Source organism: Cellulosimicrobium sp. JZ28, from assembly GCF_015327065.1.
In the GTDB taxonomy this organism is placed as follows: Bacteria; Actinomycetota; Actinomycetes; order Actinomycetales; family Cellulomonadaceae; genus Cellulosimicrobium; species Cellulosimicrobium funkei.
In genome coordinates, this window is the sequence record NZ_CP017660.1 from 1,966,516 (window position 1) to 1,987,223 (window position 20,708).

Sequence of the window (20,708 nt, forward strand, 5' to 3'; positions counted from 1 at the left end):
GGCGGCTCTGCGCCCGGTGTCACACGGCCGTCAGCACCGCCACGCCGCGCCGCAGGGCGAGCACGACCGCGCCTGCGACGAAGTAGTCCCGGTCGTCCTCGCGGCGCGCCGCCCGGACGCCGTCGTGCAGCGCCTGCGTCCGCGCGGAGACCTCGCGCAGCGCGTCCGCGTCGGCGGGCTCCGTGCCGACGGACCGCAGCGCACCGGCGTAGGCGTCCAGAGCACGGGCCGCGAGCGGCCGCAGGCGGGCGCCGAGCGCGAGGTCGTCGCGGTCCTCGCGCTCCCACTCGACGAGCAGCCGCACGAGCGACCCGACGACGCCGGCCGACCCCTCGAGCTCCTGCGCGCGCCGCACCTGCGACGCGGCCCAGTCGCGGTGGCGACGCAGCCGGATGTTGGCGCGCGCGGCCTCCCGGGTCCGCGCGACGGCGTCGCGCGCGCGGGTGAGCGTCGGCTCCACCTCGCGCCGTCGCTCCTCCCACTCCTCCGCCGACGGCGGGCGCTCGCCCGCGAGACCGTCGCCGAGCGCCTCGACCTGGTCGACGAGCGTGTCGCGCAGCCCGTCGAGGGCCTCCTCGGTCGGGGTGAGGGGCAGCGGGGGCACGAGCAGGTTGATCACGACGCCGATGCCCGCACCCACGACGACGAGACCGGCGTACGCGCCGACGAACTCGACCTTCGCGTCGTTGCCGATGATGAGCACGAACAGGGCCGACGTGACCGCCCACGTGCCCATCTCGCCGAACCGCCGCCACCCCGCGCACAGGAGCGCGAGGCCCACGACGACCGCCACGGACAGCGCGCTCGGGGCGAGGACGAGGTCGACGCCCCGGGCGATCGCCGCGCCGACGAGGATCGCGAGGATCGCCTGGGTCGACTCGCGGACGGAGCGCGCGAGCGTGCTCGTCGTCGCGACGACCGCGCCGAGCGGGGCGTAGTAGGGGTACTCGGAGAACGGGGCTGGGGCGAGCACCCCGACGTACCACGCGACGGCCGCCGCGAGCGCGCCCTTGACCGCCAGCGACCACCGAGGGTGGCGCACCCACTGCCGCTGCGCGGCCGTGACCGCGCGGCGCGCCCGTGTCCCTGCCTCCACCACCCGGGGTGCCCGGGCCGCGGGCGGGGTCGGTCCCGTCCTGCTCTCGTCTCGTGCCACGGGACGAGGGTGCCCCGCACGGCGGGCGCCCGCACGCGCGCCTGCCGTGCACGCGCCGGGCGCCGGGCGGGAGCAGCGGTTCGACGTGTGAGCGGGCAGAGCCGGTGCTTCACTGGCGGCGTCGGTGCAGAGAAACGCCGACGCCGTCGAGCACCACGGTGGCGTCGCGCACCCCTGCCGTCCGCCCCGTGGCTCCCACGAGGAGGCAGATGATGGTCCGCCGACGCGGCGCGGCAGCCGCAGGAACGAGCATGGTGGTCGCCGCCCTGGCCCTGACGGGCTGTGCGCAGGGCACCGGTGACGACGGCTCGGACGTCGACTTCACGGCCGACGGGTCACCGTCGGGCGAGCTCTCGGTCATGGGCTTCGGGACCGGCGACGAGATCGGCGAGGTCCGCTACGACCGCGCCGTCGAGGGCCTCGACGGCGTCGACGTGCGCCTCTCGGAGGGCGAGCTCGACATCCAGGCCTTCCTCTCGGCGGTCGCGTCGGGCAACCCGCCGGACGTGGTGTACGCGAACCGTGACCAGATCGGCACGTTCGCGTCGCGCGACGCGATCCTCCCGCTCGACGAGTGCGTCGCGGCCGAGGAGATCGACCTGGACGCGTTCGTGGACACCGCCGTCGACCAGGTGACGTTCGACGGCAGCGTGTACGGGATCCCGGAGTTCAACCAGGTCCAGGTGACGATGGCGAACGCCGACCTGCTCTCCGCGGCCGGGCTCACCGTCGAGGACGTCAACGGCTCGGACCGCGAGGCCGTCACGGCGGCGAACGAGGCGCTCCTGCGCACCGACGGCGGGGCGCTGAGCGTCATCGGGTTCGACTCGAAGCTGCCCGAGTTCCTCCCGCTGTGGTCGAAGGCGGTGGGCGCCGACCTCCTCTCCGAGGACGGCCGCACCGCGCAGCTCGACGCCCCCGAGGTCGTCGAGTCGCTCGAGTGGGCGGTGGGGATCTACGACGCCCAGGGCGGCTTCCCGGCGGTCAAGACGTTCCGCGACTCCGCCGACTTCTTCGGCGCCGGGAACCAGTTCGCGACCGACGCCCTCGGCGCGATGCCGATGGAGCAGTGGTACATCAACGTGCTCAACGAGTCGTCCCCGGACGCCCCCATGGCGTTCGACGCCGTGCGCACGCCCGACGGCGACGCGATCGCGTTCGCGTCCGGCTCCGCCTGGGCCGTCCCGCGCGGGAGCGAGAACCCCGCGGCGGCGTGCCGGTTCGCGCGCCTCATGACGGAGAAGGACGCCTGGGTCGAGGCGGCGCAGGCGCGCGCCGACGCGCGTGCGCAGGACGGCCTGGTCTTCACGGGCGTCCTCACCGGCAACGAGGAGGCGGACCAGCAGATCCGCGACGACCTCGTGCCCGACGACGCGCCCCAGCCGTGGCAGGACGCGATCGACGCGATGTACGAGGCGAACGACGCGACCTTCGCGCTCCCGGCGAACCCCGCGGACAACGAGTTCGAGACCGCCTGGCAGGACGCGGTGAACCGCGTCCTCAACGGCCAGCAGGAGCCGGCCGAGGCGCTCGCGCAGGCTCAGGACGAGGCGCAGAAGGCGCTCGACGACGCCTGGGCGCGGTGGGACGAGGAGGACTGAGGTGGCGGCAGCCGACGTCGCGCCGACCCTGCCGACCCCTCCCCCGGCGTCGGACGGCCCGCGCACGGCCTCGGGCGGTCGCCGCCCGCGCCTGAGCGCGTCCGCGCGGCGGGAGCGCAACGCGGCGCTGCGCTTCATCAGCCCGTGGATCGTCGGGTTCCTCGTGTTCACGGCGTGGCCGATCCTCTACAGCGCCTACCTGTCGCTCACGGACTACGACGTCATCAACGACCCGACGTTCGTCGGTCTCGACAACTACCGGGAGATGGCGCAGGACCCGAAGGTCGCGCTGTCGCTGTGGAACACGCTCGTCTACACGGTGGTCCAGGTGCCCCTCTACACGGTCGTCGCGCTCGCGCTCGCGCTGCTCCTCAACCAGGCGGGCCGGTCGGCCGGCTTCTTCCGCACCGCGTTCTTCATCCCCAAGATGACGCCGCCGGTCGCCGTCGGCGTGCTGCTCCTGCTGCTGTTCAACGGCCAGTACGGCGTCGTCAACCAGGTGCTGTCGTGGTTCGGCATCCAGGGACCGTCGTGGACGACCGACCAGGCCTGGATCAAGCCCGGACTCGTGCTCATCAGCCTCTGGACCGTCGGGTCGGCCGTGATCATCCTGCTCGCCGCCCTGCGCAACGTGCCGAACGACCTGTACGACGCCGCGCGCGTCGACGGGGCAGGGTTCTGGCGCCGCACGCGCGCCGTCACGGTGCCGATGATCAGCGGCGCGCTGTTCTTCGTCGTCGTCATCAACACGATCGCCGGGTTCCAGATGTTCACCGAGGCGTACTCGGCCTACTTCGGCGCCGGCAACTCGACCTACCGCAACGACGCCGCGCTGTTCTACGTGATCTACCTCTTCCAGGAGGGGTTCCAGGAGCTCCACATGGGGTACGCGTCGGCGCTCGCGTGGCTGCTGTTCGTCGTCATCATGCTCGTCACGCTCGTCCAGCTCGTCGTGTCCCGACGGCTCGTCTACTACGAGGGGGAGCAGCGATGACCACCGCACCCTCGTTCCCCCGCCCCGCCGTGAGCGGCCCGGGCGCCGCGCCGGACCCGGCCACGGGTGCGCCCGAGGCGCAGGGCCCGCCGCCCCCCGCCCGGACGCGCGGCGCCGGGCGCGGGCCGCGCCGCCGGTGGCTGCGCGCCGTCGTGCTCGCCGCGCTCGTGCTCGCCACGGTCGCGTTCGTGTACCCGCTGCTGTGGCTGCTCTCCGCGTCGTTCAAGCCGCGCGCCGAGGTGTTCGACAACCGGCTCGTGCCGCGCACGTTCACGCTCGACAACTACGTGACCGTCTGGCAGGAGGCACCGCTCGCGCTGTGGCTCGGGAACACCGTCGTCGTCACCGTGCTCGCCGCGGGCCTCGTCACGGTGTCGAGCGCGCTCGTCGCGTGGGGCTTCGCGTTCTTCCGCTTCCGCGGCCGCGGCGCCCTGTTCGGGCTCGTGCTCGCGACCATGATGCTGCCCGGCGCCGTGACGATGATCCCCACGTTCCTCATCTGGAACCAGCTCGGGCTCGTGGGGACGAACGTGCCGCTGTGGGCGGGGAACCTGTTCGCGAGCGCGTTCTACGTGTTCCTGCTGCGGCAGTTCTTCCTCGGCCTGCCGCGCGAGCCGTTCGAGGCCGCCCGCCTCGACGGCGCGAACAACTGGCAGATGTTCTGGCGCATCGCGGTGCCGCTGTGCCGGCCCGCCCTCGTCCTGACGCTCCTCTTCGAGGCCCAGGCAGCCTGGACGGACCTCATGCGCCCGCTCATCTACCTGCAGGACTCCTCGACCTTCACCATCCCGCGCGGCCTCAAGGCGCTCATCGACCAGTTCGGCCCCGGCGGCGAGTCGCAGTGGGAGGTCGTCGTCACGGCCTCCGTCATCACGACCCTCCCGATGATCCTCCTCTTCTTCCTCGGCCAGCGGCACTTCGTCGAGGGGGTGGCGACGACGGGGAGCAAGGGCTGAGCCCGCGGTCCGCACCACGCACGCGCACCACGCACCACGCACACGCACCACCCACGGAAGGACGGCAGCACCATGCGAGCACTGACCTGGCAGGGACGCGAGAAGGTGAGCGTCGAGGACGTGCCCGACCCCCGGATCGAGCAGCCCACGGACGCGATCGTGCGCGTCACGTCGACCGCGATCTGCGGCTCCGACCTGCACCTGTACGGGGTGCTCGGGATGTTCCTCGACTCCGGCGACGTCCTGGGCCACGAGGCCATGGGCGTCGTCGAGGAGGTCGGGCCCGAGGCGGGGAACCTCCGGGTCGGCGACCGCGTCGTCGTCCCGTTCAACATCGCGTGCGGGCACTGCTGGATGTGCGAGCGCGGGCTGCAGACCCAGTGCGAGACGACGCAGGTCCGGTCGCAGGACAAGGGCGCCGCGCTCTTCGGGTACACGAAGCTCTACGGCCAGGTGCCCGGCGGGCAGGCCCAGTACCTGCGCGTGCCGCAGGCCCAGTACGGGCCGGTCGTCGTGCCCGACGACGGCTCCCCGGACGAGCGCTACCTCTACCTCTCCGACGTCGCGCCCACCGCGTGGCAGGCCGTCGAGTACGCCGACGTGCCGCCCGGCGGCACGGTCGTGGTGATGGGGCTCGGCCCGATCGGGCAGATGTCCGCGCGGATCGCGCTGCACCGCGGCGCGTCCCGCGTCGTCGGGATCGAGCGCGTGCCGGAGCGGCGCGCGATGGCCGAGCGTCACGGCGTCGAGACCCTCGACCCGTCGGCGGTCGACGACCTCGTCGGCGCGGTGCGCGACCTCACGTCGGGCCGCGGCGCGGACTCCGTCATCGACGCCGTCGGGATGGAGGCGCACGGCTCCCCCGTCGCCGAGGCCACCCAGAAGGTCGTCGGCGTCCTGCCCGACGCGCTCGCCGCGCCCCTCACCGAGCGCGCCGCGACCGACCGCCTCGCGGCCCTCTACACCGCGATCGACCTCGTCCGCCGCGGCGGCACGATCTCGATCTCCGGCGTCTACGGCGGGGCGAAGGACCCGCTGCCCATGATGCAGCTCTTCGACAAGCAGGTGACGCTGCGCATGGGCCAGGCGAACGTGCGCCGCTGGACCGACGACGTCCTCCCCCTCGCCGCCGACGTCTCCGACCCGCTCGGCGTGCTGGACCTGCGCACGCACCGGCTGCCGCTCGAGTCGGCGCCCGACGCGTACCGCACGTTCCAGCGCAAGGAGGACGGCTGCATCAAGGTCGTGCTCGACCCGTGGGCCTGACCACCGTCGACGCCGTCGTGGTCGGGGCGGGGCCCAACGGCCTCGTCGCCGCGAACGCGCTCGCCGACGCCGGGTGGGACGTGCTCGTCCTCGAGGCGCAGGAGACGTACGGCGGCGCGGTCCGCTCCGCCGAGGTCGCGGCGCCGGGGTACGAGACGGACCTCTTCAGCGCGTTCTATCCGCTCGCGGCGGGGTCGCCCGTGATCCGGGGCCTGCACCTCGAGGAGCACGGCCTCACGTGGTCCCGCGCCCCGGACGTCCTCGCGCACGCCCTCGACGACGGCGGTGCCGCCGTCCTGCGCGCCCGCGCCGAGGACACCGCCGCCGGGCTCGACGAGGTCGCGCCCGGCGACGGCGACGCGTGGCTCGAGCTCGTGGCGGGCTGGGACCGCGTGCGCGACCCGCTCCTCGACGCGCTGTTCAGCCCGCTCCCGGCGGCCGGGCCGGTGCTGCGCGTGCTGCGCCGGCTCGGCGCGGCGGGCACGCTCGACCTCGCCCGGCTCGCCGTCCTGCCCGTGCGCCGCCTGGCCGACGAGACGTTCCGCGGGGAGGGGGCGGCCTGCTGCTCACCGGCAACGCGATGCACGCCGACGTCCCGCCCGACGCCGCGGGCAGCGGCGTGTTCGGCTGGCTGCTCGCCATGCTCGGCCAGGACGTGGGCTTCCCCGTCCCGACCGGGGGTGCCGGACGGCTCCCCGACGCGCTCGTCTCGCGGCTGCGCGCCCGCGGGGGCGACGTCGTCACGGGCGCGCGGGTCGAGCGCGTGCACGTGGTGTGCGGTCGCGCGGTCGGCGTGAGCACGGCCGACGGGCGGCACGTGCGCGCCCGCCACGCCGTGCTCGCCGACGTCAGCGCGCCCGCGCTCTACCTCGACCTCGTCGGCGCCGACCGGCTCCCGGCGCGGCTCGTGCGCGACCTCGGCCGGTTCCAGTGGGACCACCCGACCGTGAAGGTGAGCTGGGCGCTCGACCGGCCCGTCCCGTGGACCGCGCCCGGGGCGCGCGGTGCGGGCACGGTGCACCTCGGCGTCGACCGCGCGGGGTTCGTCGACGTCGCGGCCTCGCTCTCGCGCGGCCACGTCCCCGAGCGGCCCTTCCTCGTCCTCGGGCAGATGACGACGTCGGACCCCACGCGGTCGCCCGCGGGCACCGAGTCGGCGTGGGCCTACACGCACGTGCCGCACGGCGTGCCGTGGACGCGCGAGCGCGTCACGGACGAGGTGCGCCGCGTGGAGGACGCGGTCGAGCGGGTCGCGCCCGGCTTCGCCGACACGGTCGTGGGTCGCTTCGTGCAGACGCCGGCCGACCTGGAGGCGGCCGACGCGAACCTCGCGGGCGGGGCGATCAACGGCGGCACGTCGGCCGTCCACCAGGAGCTCTTCCTGCGCCCGACGCCCGGCCTCGGCCGCCCCGAGACGCCCGTCGCGTCGCTCTACCTCGCGAGCGCGTCCGCCCATCCCGGCGGCGGGGTCCACGGGGCGTGCGGGTGGAACGCGGCGCGGGCCGCACTCGCCGCCGCCGGACCCCGCGGGTCGCTGCGCCGCGCGCTCGTGCGCACCGCGTGGGCACGGCTGCTGCGCGACCCCTGACGCGGGGGCGCCGCGGGCACGGTGCTCCCGCGCTACGGGGTCCGGCGCTCCGCGAGGTACGCGAGCCGGCGCAGGGCCTCGACGTTCCGGGGGCCGATCACCGCGCTGCGCACCGGTCGGGGCACGAGCGTGCCCGGCCCCTTCTCGGCGTCCTCCGTGATCCGCACGGTGCAGCCCTGCTCCGTCGGGCGCACCTCGATCCGCACGCGCGCCTCGCCCGCGGGCCAGCCGCGCGCCTGCAGGTCGATCCCCCGGTCCGGGTCCCAGGCGCGCACGACCGTCTCGTCGTCGAGCAGCGCGGGCCACAGCCCGACCGAGTGCAGGATCCGCGACCCGGGCGCGGGCCACGTGTCGTCGACGGCACGGATGCGTGCCGTCCCGACGACCCACGTCGAGTACGACCAGCCGTCCGCGAGGACGCCGAGCACCGCGTCGGAGGGGCATCGCACGGCCCGAGTGACGGTCACCATGAGGCGACGCTAGTCGCGCGCCCCGCACTGGCAACCGCTCGGGCACCCCGACGCGAGTGCGCGCGAGCGGGGGGCACCCGCCATAGCGTGAGGACCTGCCCGCGACAGCGCGGGCGCCGACCCCCAGGAGGGCACGATGGGCATCGCCAGCTTCCCGCAGGAGCTCGCGGACCGGGCCGCGACGATCCTCGGCCACGGCCTCGAGGTCAGCATCACGGTGCGTCAGGCCGGCGTGAGCGTGCGCGCGGGCAGCAGCACCGACGCCGCGGCGCGCTGCGACCAGGCCGAGGCGCTCGACGACGCCGGCCCCTGCATCGACGCGATGGAGGACGGCGGCTCCCGGCTCGTGCCGTCCGTCGAGGAGTCGGCCGGCTGGGAGCGCTGGGCACGACAGTGCACCGAGGAGGGCTTCGTCTCCTCGGTGGCCGTCCCCGCGATCGTCACCGCGGACGTCGCCGTCGCGCTCAACCTGTACTCGCGCGCACCCGACCCGTGGACGCCGGAGCTCCTGACCGCCGCCGACGCGTACGCCCAGCTCGTGGCGTCCGCGGTCGGGCTGCGGCTCGAGCTCGCGGCGCTCGAGGACTCGACCGCGGGCTTCTACCGGGACATGTCCGACGCCGTCGCCACGGAGCGTGCCGTCGGCGCGATCATGCAGACGAACCAGTGCTCCGCCGACGAGGCCCGCCGCATCGTCGACTCGGCGGCCCGGCACCGGAACGTGAGCCCGCGCGAGGTCGCGGAGTCCCTCCTGCGCGCGCTCGTCGTCGAGGACGCGCCGGACCCCGCCGACGACGACCCCGGCCGCTCGTGAGCGGTCCGGCCGACGCGGCGCGCGCGCACGACCGCCGGACCGTCCTGTCGGGCGTCCTGTTCGGCGCCGGGATCGCGGCGTCGATCATCGACCTGTTCGTGTTCCACCTGAGCCTGCAGTGGCACCACTTCTACGACCTGTCGACGACCCAGGTGGCGCTCGCCGCCGACGGCGTCTTCCACGCGGTGGGCTGGTTCGTCACCGTCTGGGGGCTGTTCCTGCTCGCGGACGTGCGCCGCCGCACGGAGGTGTCGTGGTCGCGGTGGGTCGGTGGCGTGGTCGTCGGCGTCGGGGGCTTCCAGCTCCTGGACGGCGTCCTCAACCACAAGATCCTCGGGATCCACCAGATCCGGTACGGCGTCGACCTCCTGGTGTACGACGTCGTGTGGATCGGGACGGCGGTCGTCGCGCTCGTCGTCGGGCTGGTCGTCCTGCGCCGCGCGCGGCCCGCCCGTGCGGGCGCCGCCGGGACCGCGTGATGCCCCCGCACCATCACGTCGCGACCGGCGGGCCTGCCCTGCTGACGGTCGTCGCGGTCGTCGCGCTCGCCGTGGGCGCCACCGCCTACGCCGCCGGGCTGCGGGCGGCCCGGTCGCGCAGCCCCTGGCCCGTGCGGCGCACGCTGTCCTGGTACGCGGGGCTCGCGTGCGCGGGCGTCGCGACCGTCGGGCCGCTCGCGGAGGCGTCGCGGTCGAGCTTCACGGCCCACATGGCCGGGCACGTCCTGCTGGGGATGCTGGCGCCGCTGCTCCTCGTCCTCGCCGCGCCCGTGTCGCTGCTCCTGCGCGCCCTGCCGCCCGCCCGGGCGCGTCGCGTCAGCGCGGTGCTGCGCTCCCCCGTGCCGCGCGTCGTCGGCCACCCCGTGGTGGCCGGGCTGCTCGACGCGGGCGGGCTCTGGCTCCTGTACACGACAGGGCTCTTCCACCTCGCCCACTCCTCCGCCGTCGTGGGCGTGGTCGTGCACGCGCACGTCCTGCTCGCGGGCTGGTTGTTCACCTCGTCGCTCGTCGGACCGGACCCGCACCCGTCCCGCGCGTCCTTCCGGGTGCGCGCGGGCGTGCTCGTCGCCTTCGTCGCCGCGCACTCCGTGCTCGCGAAGTGGCTCTACGCCCACCCGCCGGCGGGCGTCTCCCCCGCCGACGCGCGCACGGGCGCGCAGCTCATGTACTACGCGGGCGACGTCGTGGACGTCACGCTCATGGTGCTCCTCGTGGCCGGGTGGTACACGGCGACGCGGCCCCGGGAGATCCCGGCCGCGCGCGTCCGCACGCGACCCGGGCTCGCGTGACGGCGCCGCTCCTCACGTGCCGTCGTCGCCCGCGTCGAACGCCTCCCGGTAGAGCCGGCCCGCCTCCTCGACGACCCGCGGGTCGAGCGACGCGGCCGACACGACGTCCACGAGGAGCGGCTCGCTGTCCGGGCCGCGCCCCGCGACCTCGCCCGTGAGGAGCCACGGGAAGCGCTCCGGCGTCATGAGGTGCGCGTACTGGTAGAGCTGGCGCGCCACCCAGTGCTCCACCGGGCGGTCCCACCACGGCTCGGGCGTCAGCGGGTTGACGCTGAGACCGGGCAGCAGGCACCCGCTCTCGTGGTCGCGGCTCACGCTCTCGGCGTCCTGCTCCGGACCGCCGCTGAACCGCACGTAGAGGGGGCGCACCACCTCCACGAGCCCGGCGACCTCCGCGAGGGTCCGCAGGCGGGGCAGCGTGTCGAGCATGCTGGGCGCGTCGGGCATCGGGACCTCCTGGACTGGCGTCGCTGCGTGCCGGCGGGGCCCCTTCTCGACTCTCCGTGACGGACGGGACCTGCCGGTCACGTCCGCCGTCCCCAGGCTACGAGCGGGTCGGCGGCCTGGCATCCCCAGGCCTGCGAGCGCCGGGAGGTCGTGCGACGGTGGCAGGACGCGCCGCCCGTGCGGGGCGCGAGACCAGCACGAGAGCCCGACCGAGGAGGCCGACATGAGCGAGAACGACGAGCGCGGCTACGACCCCGCCGAGGACCCGGACGCCGACCCGCGGTCGCTCAACCCGCGCGAGGGGCGGCAGGCGAGCGGGTCGGGGTCGGAGGACACGGACCCCGACGCCGAGCCGGGGAACGTCAACCCGCGCACCGGCGGGGAGGCGTCCGGCGACGCCTGACGCACGGCAGCACGAGGGCCCGGGTGCGTCGCACCCGGGCCGTCGTGCTGTCTGGGCAGTGTCCAGGCGGTGTCTAGGCGGCCGCGCTCGAGGCGAGCTCGCCCTCGCGGCGGGCCGTCTCGCCGCGCAGCCCGAACCGCAGGCCGAGGTGGTCCATCGTCGGCGGGAGCGGGTCCCGGGCGAGGTAGCGGCCGCGCGCGACGGCCAGGTCGAGGCGCGCGACGCGCACGAGCGTGTGCGACGCCAGGAGCAGCACGACGTTGCGGCCGGGGCACGACACGGGACCGCCGCTGAACGGGACGAGGCCCCAGTCGGCGTCGGCCCGGCCGTCGAGCCACGCCTCGGGCGTGAACGCGTCGGCGAACGGCAGGCGGTCCGCGTCCCGGTGGAAGAACGCGCTGAGCACGACGAACCCGGTGCCCGCCGGGAAGGTGCGCGCGCCCCAGCGCACGGGGGCGGTCGCGTCGCGCAGGATGGCGAGGGTCGTCGGCCACAGCCGGACGGACTCGAGCACGCACCCGCGGGCGTACGGGAGGACGGCGGGACCGTCCCCTGCGGTCGCCGGCTCCGCGAGCAGCCGGTCGCGCACGGCGGGCCGCGCGGCGGCGACCGCGAGCGCGCGGAACGTCGCGGCGCCCGCCGCGTCGAACGCGAAGAGCCAGTGCGGGATCTGCCGACGCACGGCGTCCGCCCCGCCGGTGTCGCGGCCGCGCGCCGCGAGGGTCCCCGGCTCGGCGACCGCGACGTGCTCGGCGATCCGTCGTTCCAGGGCGGCGCGGAGCCAGGGCCGGCGCGGTCGGAACCACGACCAGTTCCCGTCGCGCCGCAGCGCGTCGAGGATCGCGACGAGTCGCTCGTCGTCGCGCGCCGCCCGGCCGAGGACGACCGTCCGCACGGTGCGCCACCACGACGCGGCGAACGTGTCCCAGTCGAGCCGGCCCGACGCCTCGACGGTCGCGACGAGCGCGCGGGTCTCGCGCTCGACCGCGGCGACGAACGCGTCCCCGTCGCGGTGCACTGGCTCGGACATGTCGAGCACCGCCTCGTTGTACGGGCGGCGCACCAGCCGCTCCGGGAGCGGCGAGATCAGCACGCCGTCCGGCTGGAAGTGGGCGAGCGCGCCCCGCTTCTCCCAGGACGCCGGCGTGAAGGGCTCGGGCGACCCCGCGAGGACGCGCTCGACGTGCTCGGGCCGCGTGGCGACCACGAGCCGCCGGCCCCCGAGGCGCACGACGAGCGGCGCGCCGTCGTACCGGGCACGCAGCCGCTCGAGGACCCGGCGCGACGTGCGGTCGACCTGGCGTCGCTCCGCCCAGGCGGTCGCGCGGGGACGCCGCACGATGGCGCCCTGGGCGACGAGCGGACCGAGCACGTCCCGCAGGACGCGCCCGGTCTCGCTCGCCGTCAGGTCGACCGGGGTGTCGGTCACGCGGCCGTCCTCGTGGTCGGCGTCGCGGGACCGGTCTCCCGGCGCGCCGGCCACAGCGCGATGGCGAGGCCCGCGGCCGCGCTCACCGCGTGCAGCACGTTGTCCGCGCCGTTGATGTTGAGGACGTTCGCCTCCGGGTCGTTCACGACGACCAGCCCGTAGACGAACGCGGCCCCGTAGCCGATCGCGAGGATCCAGCCGTACGTCCGGGCGCTCGACGACCGGCTCCACAGCAGCACGCCGAGGAGGCCGATGACGAGGTGGACGACGTTGTGCAGCGGGTTGATCGCGAAGACCAGCAGGGTCTGCGAGTGGTCGTGCACGGTCCACCCGTCGAACCCCGTGACGGCGAACCCGACGACGCCCACCAGCAGGTAGACGATCCCGATGACGAGCGCCAGGTACTGGTGCACGCCCCGCGCCGGGCGGTCGGCCCGCGCGGCGTCCCGTGGTGCGGATGCGGCGGTCATGACGGTCTCCCCCTCTCAGTCCTTGTGCAGGGCGTCCTTGACGGCGCCCTTCGCCTTCTCGAGCGTCGAGGGCTTCCCGGTCGTGCCGTGGAAGCGCTCGTCCGGCGTCGTGGGCGGCGGCATCGGGACGCCCGCGGGCGGCTCGGCGACGTACGTGAACTCGCCCTTGCCGTCGGGGGTCGGGCCGCTCGCCCAGCGCCCCTCGGACGCGTGCTCGCCGTCGGAGAAGTTGATGTACTGGTAGGACACGTCGCGGTCCTCCTTCGACAGCGGGAACGTGCTGGGCACCGGGAGCTCCTCGACGCCCTCGTCGCGCAGCTCCTGCGCCGCCGCGAGCCACTGGTTCTGGTGCATCGTGTCCCGCGCGAGCAGGAACGCCAGGAGGTCCTTCACCCCGGCGTCGTCGGTCATGTGGTAGAGCCGCGCCACCTGCACGCGGCCCTGCATCTCGGCGTTGGCGTTGGCCGTGAAGTCGGCGAGCAGGTTCCCGCTCGCGGTCACGTACCCGGCCGTCCAGGGGTTGCCGTTCGAGTCGACGGGCCGTGCACCGGCCCCCGCGACGATCGCGTGCTGCGGGTCCGTGCCGCCGATGATCGCGGCCACGGTCGGGTCGTTCTGGACCGCTCCCTCGACGGCGCCGACGGGCGCCTTCTCGAGGAGCTGCGCGATCATCGTCGCGAGCATCTCGACGTGCCCGAACTCCTCGGCCCCGATGCCGTAGAGCAGGTCGCGGTACTTGCCGGGGATGTGGGCGTTCCAGGACTGGAAGCCGTACTGCATGGCCACGGTGATCTCGCCGTACTGCCCGCCCAGCACCTCCTGGAGCTTGCGGGCGTAGACGGCGTCCGGGCGGTCCGGCGTGGCCTGGTGCTGGAGCTCTTGACGGTGGAAGAACATGGTCTCTCCCTCGGGAGGTCGCCTCCCGGGCACGAGCGTGCACGGGAGGACCACGGCACGCGCCCCGTTCTCGACGCGTCGAGCGTCCTCCCACCCTGTGGCCGTCCGCCGCCGGTCGCATCTGGGGGCGGCCGAGACGCGACACGCCGGATTTCACCCTCGGCGGGGAACGCCGCCGCGGGAGCCGAGCCCCTAGCGTGGTTCCCGTCGCGGGGCAGCCGGTGAAGAAGACCGCCGCACGCCTGCCCCGCGGCGAACCGCCCTCGTCCGGGCCTGCCGGGACGAGGGCGACGTGCGTCCGGGCCCACGCGCGCGAGCGCACGCGAACGTGCCTACGGTCGACGCAGCTTCGAGAACGGGAGCTCGACGAGACCTGAGGAGCCACCATGCCCGACGCCCCCGGAACCGCCGCCCACGACGACTCCCCCGTCCTCCTGCGCCTCGCCCGGCGGCTCGAGGACTCCCCCGCGCTCGACGGGCTCTCCGGCACCGTGCGCGGCGTCGCGCTCGCCCTCGTGCCCTCGCACGGACGGCTGCGCGAGGAGCTGCACGGCCGCTCGCTCGGCCACGCCCTGCACGCGACCCTCACCGACGTGCCCGTCGGTCTCTGGACGAGCGCAGCCGTCCTCGACCTCGTCGGGGGCGAGCGCAGCGCGCCCGCGGCGCAGCGTCTCGTCGGGCTCGGCGTGCTCGCGGTCGCGCCGACCGCGCTCACGGGCCTCGCCGACTACCTCGACGTCGACCGCCGCGCGCGCCGCGTCGGCGCGGTCCATGCCGCGCTCAACTCCGGCGTCTCGCTGCTCTACGGCGCGTCGTGGCTGCTGCGCCGCGGCGGCCGGCGCCGGTCGGGCGTCGCGGTGTCGCTCGCCGCCTACGGGCTCGCCGGGGCGAGCGCGTTCCTCGGCGGCCACCTGGCCCAGGCGCTGCGCGAGCCCCCCGCCGAGGTCGCGCTCGGCGACGACGACGTCCCGGACCTCCCGTGACGCCGCCGCCCCCGGCGGTCGTGCGGGACCGCGCGAACGCGCTCGTGACGGGCGCGACGAGCGGCATCGGCCGCGCGCTCGCGCACGAGCTCGCCCGGCGGGGGCACGACGTCCTGGTCGTCGCCGACCGCGACGTCGACGCGACCGTGGGCGAGCTGGCGGGGCACGGCGGGACGCACGAGGGCCTCACGGTCGACCTCACGACACCGCGCGGCGTCGAGGCCACCGCCCGGCGGGCGCGCGAGCTCGGCGTCTCGACCGTCGTCCTCAACGCGGGCGTCGGGGTGCACGGCGCGTACGCGCGCACCCCGCTCGAGGCGCAGCTGCGGCTCGTGGACCTCAACGTGCGCTCGGTCGCGCACCTGACGCACCTGCTGCTGCCCGACCTCCTCGCCGAGGGGCACGGGCGGCTGCTCGTCACGGCGTCCGTCGCCGGCGAGATGCCGGCGCCGCACTTCGCGACCTACGCGGCGTCGAAGGCGTTCCTGCGGTCGTTCGCGTGGTCGTTGCGCGGCGAGCTCGCCGGCACGGGCGTGACGGTCACCGCGCTCCTGCCCGGGCCCACCCGGACGCCGTTCTTCCGGGAGGCCGGGATGGAGCGCACGCACGTGGGGCGCCTGCCGAAGCCCAGCGCCGCCGCGGTGGCGCGGCAGGCCGTGGACGCGCTCGTCCACGGCCGGCCCGAGGTGGTCCACGGCGTCCAGGGCAAGGCCATGCTGGCGGTCGCCCGCGTCCTGCCCCAGCCGGCGCGGGCCGCGTTCCACGGCTGGTTCTACGCGCCCGTCCCGCCGTCGCTGGCGGTCCCGCGCGCACCGTCGTCGGGCTCGCCGCTGCGGTAGCCGTTCACCTTGTGCGTCCCGTCGCACCACGGCGGGATGGCCGTGCCGCCGCAGCGGCACAGGGCGACCGTCGCGCGGTGCCGCTCGATCTCGCGGCCCTGCTGGTCGACGAGCCGCGCGGGACCACGCACGAGGAGCGGCCCGTCCGGGCACGCCGTGACGGTGACCTCCTCCGCCCGCGACCCCGCCCGGGACTCCTCGCGCGACGCACCCCCGGCGCCCGTCATGCGGCCACCGCCCGCGTCGTCGCGCCGCGCAGCGCGGCCGTCGGGTGCGCGGCCCGGCGGATCCGCGTGCCGGCGTACGGCACGCCGCCGCGGACGCGCCAGACGACCGCGACCCACACGCACACGGCCCGCTCGACCAGCCACGCGGGGGCCCACAGCGCCGACGACGCGGGCCACGCCGCGCTGCCCCCGGCACGCCGTCGTCCCGCCTCGGCGAGCGCGACGGCGCCCGCGAGCAGCCCCACCAGGGTCCCTAGCCACGCGGCGCGCGCCGGCCCGTGGTGCCGCACCGCACCGGCGACGCACGCGCCGAGGAGCGGGCCGAGCGCGAGCTCCGCGGCGAGCCGCACGGGCTGCGCGAACGAGTCGTACGCCTGGCGCACGCGCTGCTCGACGAACTTCCGCGTCGGCGGCGGGCGCCGGACCACGAGGAGGTCGGGACGGTGCGCGACCGTCCCGCCGCGGGCGCGCACGGTGCGCTCCAGCTCGAGGTTCTCGAACAGCACGCGGGCGTCGTACCCGGCGGGGCCGAGCGCGTCGCGCCGCAGCACCACCGTGCCCGCCCAGTCGTGACCGAGCGCGCGGTTCACGAGCGAGCGCGCGGTGTCCCAGCGCGCGTGCCACGGCAGCGGGTCGAACACGTTCTGCGGCACGACGGCGTCGGCGTCGTCGAGCGCCGCGAGCGCCCGGTCGAGCGTCGCGGCGTCCCAGCGCACGTCGTCGTCCGCCACGACGACGCGCGGCGCGGTCGTCGCGGCCAGCGCGGCGAGGACGCCCACCACCTTCCCGTTGCAGCCCGGGGGCGGCGGGCCGACGGCGACGGTGCGCGCCGCGCCGCCCCACGCGGCGGCGTGGCGGTCGCGGACGGGACCGGGCGACCCGTCCGCCACGACGACCTCGACGTGGCGCGCGAGGTCGTGCAGGTACGCGGACAGCTCGGCCGTCGCCGGCTCGTCGGGCCGCTCGCGGCGCAGCGGCAGCACGTAGGTCACGTCAGCCACGCGGCGCGTCGCCCTCCTGCGCCGCGGCGGGGCCGGTGCCCTGCTGCGGCTCGACGGCGGGTGCGAGCGGCACGCGCAGCGCCGACGCGCCCTGCTGCCAGCGCTCGAGCGCGTGGGCGGCCACGTCGCCCTCCACGGCCAGGCACGCGGCCGCGCCGAGCAGCACGTCGTCGCGCAGCGCGGGCTCCTGCTCGACGAGGCGCCCCGCGAGGTCGCGCGCCGCGATCTGCTCGTGCACCGCGTCCGCCTCGACGTGCTCGTCGAAGTACCAGGTGGTGTCCGCGTCGTGCCCGAGGCGGCGGAAGCCGTTGCCGTACAGGCGGCTCGGCACCGACGACGTCATCTCGAACGCGGCGAGGTGGCCGACGATCGCGCCCCGCAGGCGCCGGTGCAGGCCGAAGAGCGACATCGTGTTCAGGGCCGCGAGCACGACCGCGGGCACGGCGTCGACGTAGCGGCCGTACGTGTCGTCGAGCCCGACGCCGCGCATCGCCTGCGCGAACAGCTCGGCGTGCATGCGGCCGGGCCGACCGCCGCCGTACTCGTCCGCCTGGATCTCCACGAGCGCCGCCTTCGGCACGCCCGCGAGCCGCGGGACCGCCCACGTGTGCGGGTCGGCCTCCTTGAGCTGGTAGAGGGACTTCAGCGCGAGGAGCTCGCGCGCCTGCCCCGCGTCGGCGCGCTTGGCGACGTACCGCGACAGGCTCGGGCCGTCGTCGGCCGCCGCGAGCTCGAACAGCCGTCGCGCGACGCCCGCCGCGTCGGTCGCGTCGCACGCCGGCCGGCCGGCGCGCTCACGCACCGCGGCCTCGAACGGGGCCTCGAGACGTGCCCGCACCGCGAGCAGCGCCGGGTCCCACTCCCAGTCGTCGTCGACGCCCTCGACCCCGCGGTAGTGGAGCTCGTAGAGGAGGGTGAGGGTGAGCTGGACGTCCTCGTCGCGCAGGATCGTCCCGGCCGCGGCGTCGAGCGCCGGCCCGACGGCGTCCTCGAGCGGGCGCAGGCGGTCGGCCGCACCGGGGGGCTCGACGAGCGCGGCGAGGAGCGCGGCGCTCAACGGGCCCCGCGGACGGGGCCGCGGCAGGCGGCCCGACCCCGGTGCCGGCGAGGCTCCGGGCGCGGGCTCGTCCGCCGGGCCGGTGGTGGTCGCCGACCCGGCGGTGGGGACGTGGGCGGGGAGGGCGGTGGAGGTCATCACGTGTTCCTGACGCTCGCGCGGACGGCGCCCCTGCTCGACGCCACCGCCATGCTCCCCACGGACCGCCCGACTCGCGAGCCGAACCGGCTCCCGAGCGGGCGGCCGGCGGTGCATCAGCCCTGCTGGGAGCCCTGCGGGGACGTCGCGGACGTGCCGTCCTGGGTCAGGTCGGCGAGGAAGCGGTGGCACTGCTGGGCCCGCTCGGAGTCCTCCGCCATCACCTTCTCGAAGAACGCGGCGATCTCCTCCTTGCCCGCGTTCCGGGCGTCGCGCACGTACTGGCCGTAGTCGTGCCCGGCCTTGAGCGAGTGGTACTGCACCGAGATGAGGTCGAACGTGACGTCGTCGAACCCGGTCTCTCCTGTGGCCATGGTCGAAACCTCCTGCGCCCGGAGGCGCCGTCGTGCTGCCGGGCCGGGCCCGGCGGGGGCGGCCGGTTGCTGGACCTCCTCCCACGGTCGCAAGGCCCCGTCCGCTCGCAACCCGCGGGGCGACCCCCGTTCCAGTTGTGTGCGCGCGGCCCGCGCCTAGCGTGGGAGGTGGTCCAGGAGGTGGCCGTACCGGCGGAGCGAGAGCCCGGCACGGCTACCGCTCCGTCATCAGTCACGCCGCACGAGCGGCGACGACGACGGGAGTCCGACCATGAGCGAGACGAACGTGCCGTACGGCTCGGGGCCCGGTTCGCCGGGTGTCGGGACGGCGCAGGGCACCGGGGACGGCGGCGGCGCCGCGTCCGGGGTGAAGCAGCGCGCGAGCGAGGCTGCGTCCCACGCGGGCGACGCCGGCCGCGAGGTCGCGCAGGACGCGAAGGAGAAGGCGCGCGACGTCGCGCACGAGGCCACGGACCGCGCCCGCGGCCTGGTCGACCAGACGAGGACGGAGCTCAGCGACCAGGCGCGCACGCAGCAGGAGCGCCTCGCGGGCGGGCTGCGGTCCCTCGGTGACGAGCTCCGCCAGATGGCGGACGGCACCGAGGACCCGGGCTACGCGACCGACCTCGTGCGGCGCGCCGGGGACGCCACCGGGCAGGTGGCGCAGTGGTTCGAGGACCGCGAGCCCGCGTCGGTGCTGCACGAGGTCGAGGACTTCGCGCGGCGCCGCCCGGGGACGTTCCTCCTCCTCGCCGCCGGGGCCGGCCTGCTGGTCGGGCGCCTCGTGCGCGGGATGAAGGACGCGCCGGACACCGGCTCCGACCGCGAGCAGAGCGGCGGCACCGGGTCGACGCCGTCGGCGACGCGCGGCGCGCACGCCGCACCGCTCGGCACGACCACGGGCACGGGCACCACCACCGGCGCGACGACCGGGACCACCGGGACCGTCGGCGGGACCGGCACGACCGGGACCACCGGCGTGCCGGGCACGACCGGCGGCACGGGCACGACGGGCGCGCCGGACATCGGCACGGCGGGCGCGTACCCGGGCCTCGCGAACGACCGCCTGGCGCACGACCCCGACGTCGCGACGTCGGCCGAGGGCGCTCCCCCGGCGCCGTCGTACCCGCCCACGACGCCCGGCTCGGGCGCCCGGCCGGGAGGTGGCCCCGATGTCGTACACCCCTGACCCGTTCGCCGCGGCGGGCACCGGTCGGCACACGACGGGCAGCGGCCCCGACCCGGGTCTCGCGGCCACGCCGCAGCCCGTGCCGACGTCGGCGGACCAGCAGGCCGAGCAGCAGAGCCTCGGCGAGCTCGTCGCCGAGGTGAGCCGCGACCTGTCGACCCTCATGCGCCAGGAGGTCGAGCTCGCCAAGGCGGAGGCCAAGCAGTCCGCGCAGCGCGCCGGGAAGGGCGCCGGGATGCTCGCCGGCGCCGGGGTGGCGGGCCACATGGTCCTGCTGTTCCTCTCCGTGGCGCTGTGGTGGGCGCTCGGCGCCGTCATGGGCCGGGGCTGGTCGGCCGTCGTCGTCGCGGTGCTCTGGGCGATCGTCGCCGCGGTGCTCGCGGCGCGCGGACGCAAGGAGCTGCGCACGGTCGAGGGCATGCCCGAGACCACGGACACCCTCAAGAAGATCCCGAACGCCGTCCGAGGACACGAGGAGAAGAACTCATGAGCACCAGCGATCCGGAGGAGATCCGGGCGGACATCGAGCGCACGCGGACCGAGCTGAGCCGCGACGTCGACGCCCTCGGGGAGAAGGTCAAGCCCGGCAACGTGGCGCGCCGCCAGGTGGACCGCGTGCGGTCGGGCGTGACGAGCGTCAAGGACCGCGTCATGGGCAGCGCGCACGACACGGTCGACTCGGCCCGGGACACGTCGCACGGCGTCGCCGAGCGCGGGCGCGAGGCGGCCTCCTCGGTCGCCGACTCGGCGCGCAGCACGGCGTCCTCGGTCGCCGACACCGTGGGCTCCGCCCCGCGGGCGGTGCGCGAGCAGACGCAGGGCAACCCGCTCGCCGTCGGCCTCGTGGCCTTCGGCGTGGGCCTCGTCGTCGCCTCCCTCCTCCCGTCGAGCCGCGCCGAGCAGCGCGCCGCCGTCGGGGTCAAGGAGAAGGCGGCCCCGCTCGTCGAGGACGTGAAGTCCACGGCGCAGGAGGTCGTGCAGGACCTCAAGGAGCCCGCGAAGGAGGGCGCCGAGGCCGTCCGCGACGCCGCGAAGGACGCCGCGCAGTCCGTGGGGCAGCACGGCAAGGAGGCCGCGGCGGACGTCCGCGACCAGGTGAAGGAGGGCTGACAGGCCCGCAC

At 75.8% G+C, this 20,708-nt stretch carries 24 protein-coding genes; 14 read left to right on the forward strand and 10 right to left on the reverse strand.

The genetic code is table 11. The features are described from left to right. Positions 1–19 precede the first annotated feature (19 nt). Complete coding sequence (locus BJP59_RS09040) at positions 20–1,156, reverse strand: FUSC family protein (protein ID WP_194522768.1); 1,137 nt, start codon at positions 1,154–1,156, stop codon at positions 20–22. Between the two features lie 212 nt (positions 1,157–1,368). Here BJP59_RS09040 and BJP59_RS09045 point away from each other — a divergent pair, with 212 nt between their 5' ends. The 5 genes from BJP59_RS09045 (at position 1,369) to BJP59_RS19760 (ending at position 6,770) form a co-directional block, all read left to right on the forward strand. After that, positions 1,369–2,757: an extracellular solute-binding protein gene (locus BJP59_RS09045; protein ID WP_076404749.1), complete on the forward strand. Its 1,389-nt coding sequence runs from the start codon at positions 1,369–1,371 to the stop codon at positions 2,755–2,757. A gap of 91 nt (positions 2,758–2,848) precedes the next feature. Then, positions 2,849–3,751, forward strand: coding sequence for a carbohydrate ABC transporter permease (locus BJP59_RS09050; protein WP_074807309.1), 903 nt, complete (start codon positions 2,849–2,851; stop codon positions 3,749–3,751). After that, positions 3,748–4,707 (forward strand): carbohydrate ABC transporter permease, encoded by a 960-nt coding sequence (locus BJP59_RS09055; RefSeq protein WP_194522769.1) that lies wholly within the window; start codon positions 3,748–3,750, stop codon positions 4,705–4,707. The genes BJP59_RS09050 and BJP59_RS09055 overlap by 4 nt, the downstream gene beginning before the upstream one ends. Before the next feature lie 72 nt (positions 4,708–4,779). Beyond that, positions 4,780–5,973 (forward strand): zinc-dependent alcohol dehydrogenase, encoded by a 1,194-nt coding sequence (locus BJP59_RS09060; protein ID WP_194522770.1) that lies wholly within the window; start codon positions 4,780–4,782, stop codon positions 5,971–5,973. Beyond that, complete coding sequence (locus BJP59_RS19760; RefSeq protein WP_228485363.1) at positions 5,964–6,770, forward strand: phytoene desaturase family protein; 807 nt, start codon at positions 5,964–5,966, stop codon at positions 6,768–6,770. The genes BJP59_RS09060 and BJP59_RS19760 overlap by 10 nt, the downstream gene beginning before the upstream one ends. A gap of 823 nt (positions 6,771–7,593) precedes the next feature. On the opposite strand, the gene BJP59_RS09070 is transcribed toward BJP59_RS19760, so the two are convergent. Beyond that, positions 7,594–8,031: an SRPBCC family protein gene (locus BJP59_RS09070; RefSeq protein ID WP_043659384.1), complete on the reverse strand. Its 438-nt coding sequence runs from the start codon at positions 8,029–8,031 to the stop codon at positions 7,594–7,596. A gap of 136 nt (positions 8,032–8,167) precedes the next feature. Between BJP59_RS09070 and BJP59_RS09075 the strand changes: the two genes are divergently transcribed. Genes BJP59_RS09075 through BJP59_RS09085 form a run of 3 tightly spaced genes read left to right on the forward strand, consistent with a single transcriptional unit; the run spans position 8,168 to position 10,133 of the window. Beyond that, positions 8,168–8,845, forward strand: a complete 678-nt coding sequence (locus tag BJP59_RS09075; RefSeq protein ID WP_194522771.1) for a GAF and ANTAR domain-containing protein — start codon at positions 8,168–8,170, stop codon at positions 8,843–8,845. Next, a complete protein-coding gene (locus BJP59_RS09080; RefSeq protein ID WP_194522772.1) occupies positions 8,842–9,324 on the forward strand; it encodes a DUF2243 domain-containing protein in 483 nt (160 codons plus the stop codon). The genes BJP59_RS09075 and BJP59_RS09080 overlap by 4 nt, the downstream gene beginning before the upstream one ends. Then, complete coding sequence (locus BJP59_RS09085) at positions 9,324–10,133, forward strand: cytochrome c oxidase assembly protein (protein WP_194522773.1); 810 nt, start codon at positions 9,324–9,326, stop codon at positions 10,131–10,133. The genes BJP59_RS09080 and BJP59_RS09085 overlap by 1 nt, the downstream gene beginning before the upstream one ends. A gap of 12 nt (positions 10,134–10,145) precedes the next feature. Here the strand turns inward: BJP59_RS09085 and BJP59_RS09090 are convergent, their stop codons facing one another. After that, positions 10,146–10,580, reverse strand: a complete 435-nt coding sequence (locus tag BJP59_RS09090) for a DUF6098 family protein (RefSeq protein WP_194522774.1) — start codon at positions 10,578–10,580, stop codon at positions 10,146–10,148. Between the two features lie 223 nt (positions 10,581–10,803). Between BJP59_RS09090 and BJP59_RS09095 the strand changes: the two genes are divergently transcribed. Next, complete coding sequence (locus tag BJP59_RS09095) at positions 10,804–10,983, forward strand: hypothetical protein (RefSeq protein WP_021482207.1); 180 nt, start codon at positions 10,804–10,806, stop codon at positions 10,981–10,983. A 73-nt stretch (positions 10,984–11,056) separates the two neighbouring features. On the opposite strand, the gene BJP59_RS09100 is transcribed toward BJP59_RS09095, so the two are convergent. The 3 genes from BJP59_RS09100 to BJP59_RS09110 are packed head-to-tail and all read right to left on the reverse strand — an operon-like array spanning position 11,057 to position 13,779. Continuing rightward, complete coding sequence (locus BJP59_RS09100) at positions 11,057–12,412, reverse strand: cytochrome P450 (RefSeq protein WP_194522775.1); 1,356 nt, start codon at positions 12,410–12,412, stop codon at positions 11,057–11,059. Beyond that, positions 12,409–12,882, reverse strand: a complete 474-nt coding sequence (locus BJP59_RS09105; RefSeq protein WP_021483047.1) for a DUF4383 domain-containing protein — start codon at positions 12,880–12,882, stop codon at positions 12,409–12,411. The genes BJP59_RS09100 and BJP59_RS09105 overlap by 4 nt, the downstream gene beginning before the upstream one ends. Positions 12,883–12,897: 15 nt before the next feature. Further along, entirely contained in the window at positions 12,898–13,779 is an 882-nt protein-coding gene (locus BJP59_RS09110; protein WP_043659575.1) for a manganese catalase family protein, read from the reverse strand. Positions 13,780–14,165: 386 nt separating this feature from the next. On the opposite strand from BJP59_RS09110, the gene BJP59_RS09115 reads away from it, so the two are divergent. Continuing rightward, on the forward strand, positions 14,166–14,762 hold the full coding sequence (locus BJP59_RS09115; protein WP_194522776.1) for a DUF2231 domain-containing protein: 597 nt from the start codon (positions 14,166–14,168) through the stop codon (positions 14,760–14,762). Next, a complete protein-coding gene (locus BJP59_RS09120) occupies positions 14,759–15,601 on the forward strand; it encodes an SDR family NAD(P)-dependent oxidoreductase (protein ID WP_228485364.1) in 843 nt (280 codons plus the stop codon). Before BJP59_RS09115 ends, BJP59_RS09120 begins: the two co-directional genes overlap by 4 nt. Here the strand turns inward: BJP59_RS09120 and BJP59_RS09125 are convergent. From BJP59_RS09125 to BJP59_RS09140, 4 genes are all read right to left on the reverse strand, one after another. Beyond that, positions 15,535–15,828, reverse strand: a complete 294-nt coding sequence (locus tag BJP59_RS09125; RefSeq protein WP_051028329.1) for a CDGSH iron-sulfur domain-containing protein — start codon at positions 15,826–15,828, stop codon at positions 15,535–15,537. The genes BJP59_RS09120 and BJP59_RS09125 overlap by 67 nt on opposite strands. Continuing rightward, positions 15,825–16,829, reverse strand: coding sequence for a glycosyltransferase (locus BJP59_RS09130; RefSeq protein ID WP_194522777.1), 1,005 nt, complete (start codon positions 16,827–16,829; stop codon positions 15,825–15,827). Before BJP59_RS09130 ends, BJP59_RS09125 begins: the two co-directional genes overlap by 4 nt. After that, a complete protein-coding gene (locus BJP59_RS09135; RefSeq protein WP_194522778.1) occupies positions 16,822–18,024 on the reverse strand; it encodes an iron-containing redox enzyme family protein in 1,203 nt (400 codons plus the stop codon). Before BJP59_RS09135 ends, BJP59_RS09130 begins: the two co-directional genes overlap by 8 nt. A 116-nt stretch (positions 18,025–18,140) precedes the next feature. Continuing rightward, positions 18,141–18,398, reverse strand: a complete 258-nt coding sequence (locus BJP59_RS09140) for a hypothetical protein (RefSeq protein WP_034654615.1) — start codon at positions 18,396–18,398, stop codon at positions 18,141–18,143. A 271-nt stretch (positions 18,399–18,669) separates the two neighbouring features. Here BJP59_RS09140 and BJP59_RS09145 point away from each other — a divergent pair, with 271 nt between their 5' ends. The 3 genes from BJP59_RS09145 to BJP59_RS09155 are packed head-to-tail and all read left to right on the forward strand — an operon-like array spanning position 18,670 to position 20,697. After that, positions 18,670–19,587: a hypothetical protein gene (locus BJP59_RS09145; RefSeq protein WP_194522779.1), complete on the forward strand. Its 918-nt coding sequence runs from the start codon at positions 18,670–18,672 to the stop codon at positions 19,585–19,587. After that, positions 19,571–20,077: a phage holin family protein gene (locus tag BJP59_RS09150; protein WP_081600158.1), complete on the forward strand. Its 507-nt coding sequence runs from the start codon at positions 19,571–19,573 to the stop codon at positions 20,075–20,077. Before BJP59_RS09145 ends, BJP59_RS09150 begins: the two co-directional genes overlap by 17 nt. Then, positions 20,074–20,697, forward strand: a complete 624-nt coding sequence (locus BJP59_RS09155; protein ID WP_086150568.1) for a DUF3618 domain-containing protein — start codon at positions 20,074–20,076, stop codon at positions 20,695–20,697. The genes BJP59_RS09150 and BJP59_RS09155 overlap by 4 nt, the downstream gene beginning before the upstream one ends. The last annotated feature ends 11 nt before the right edge of the window (positions 20,698–20,708 follow it).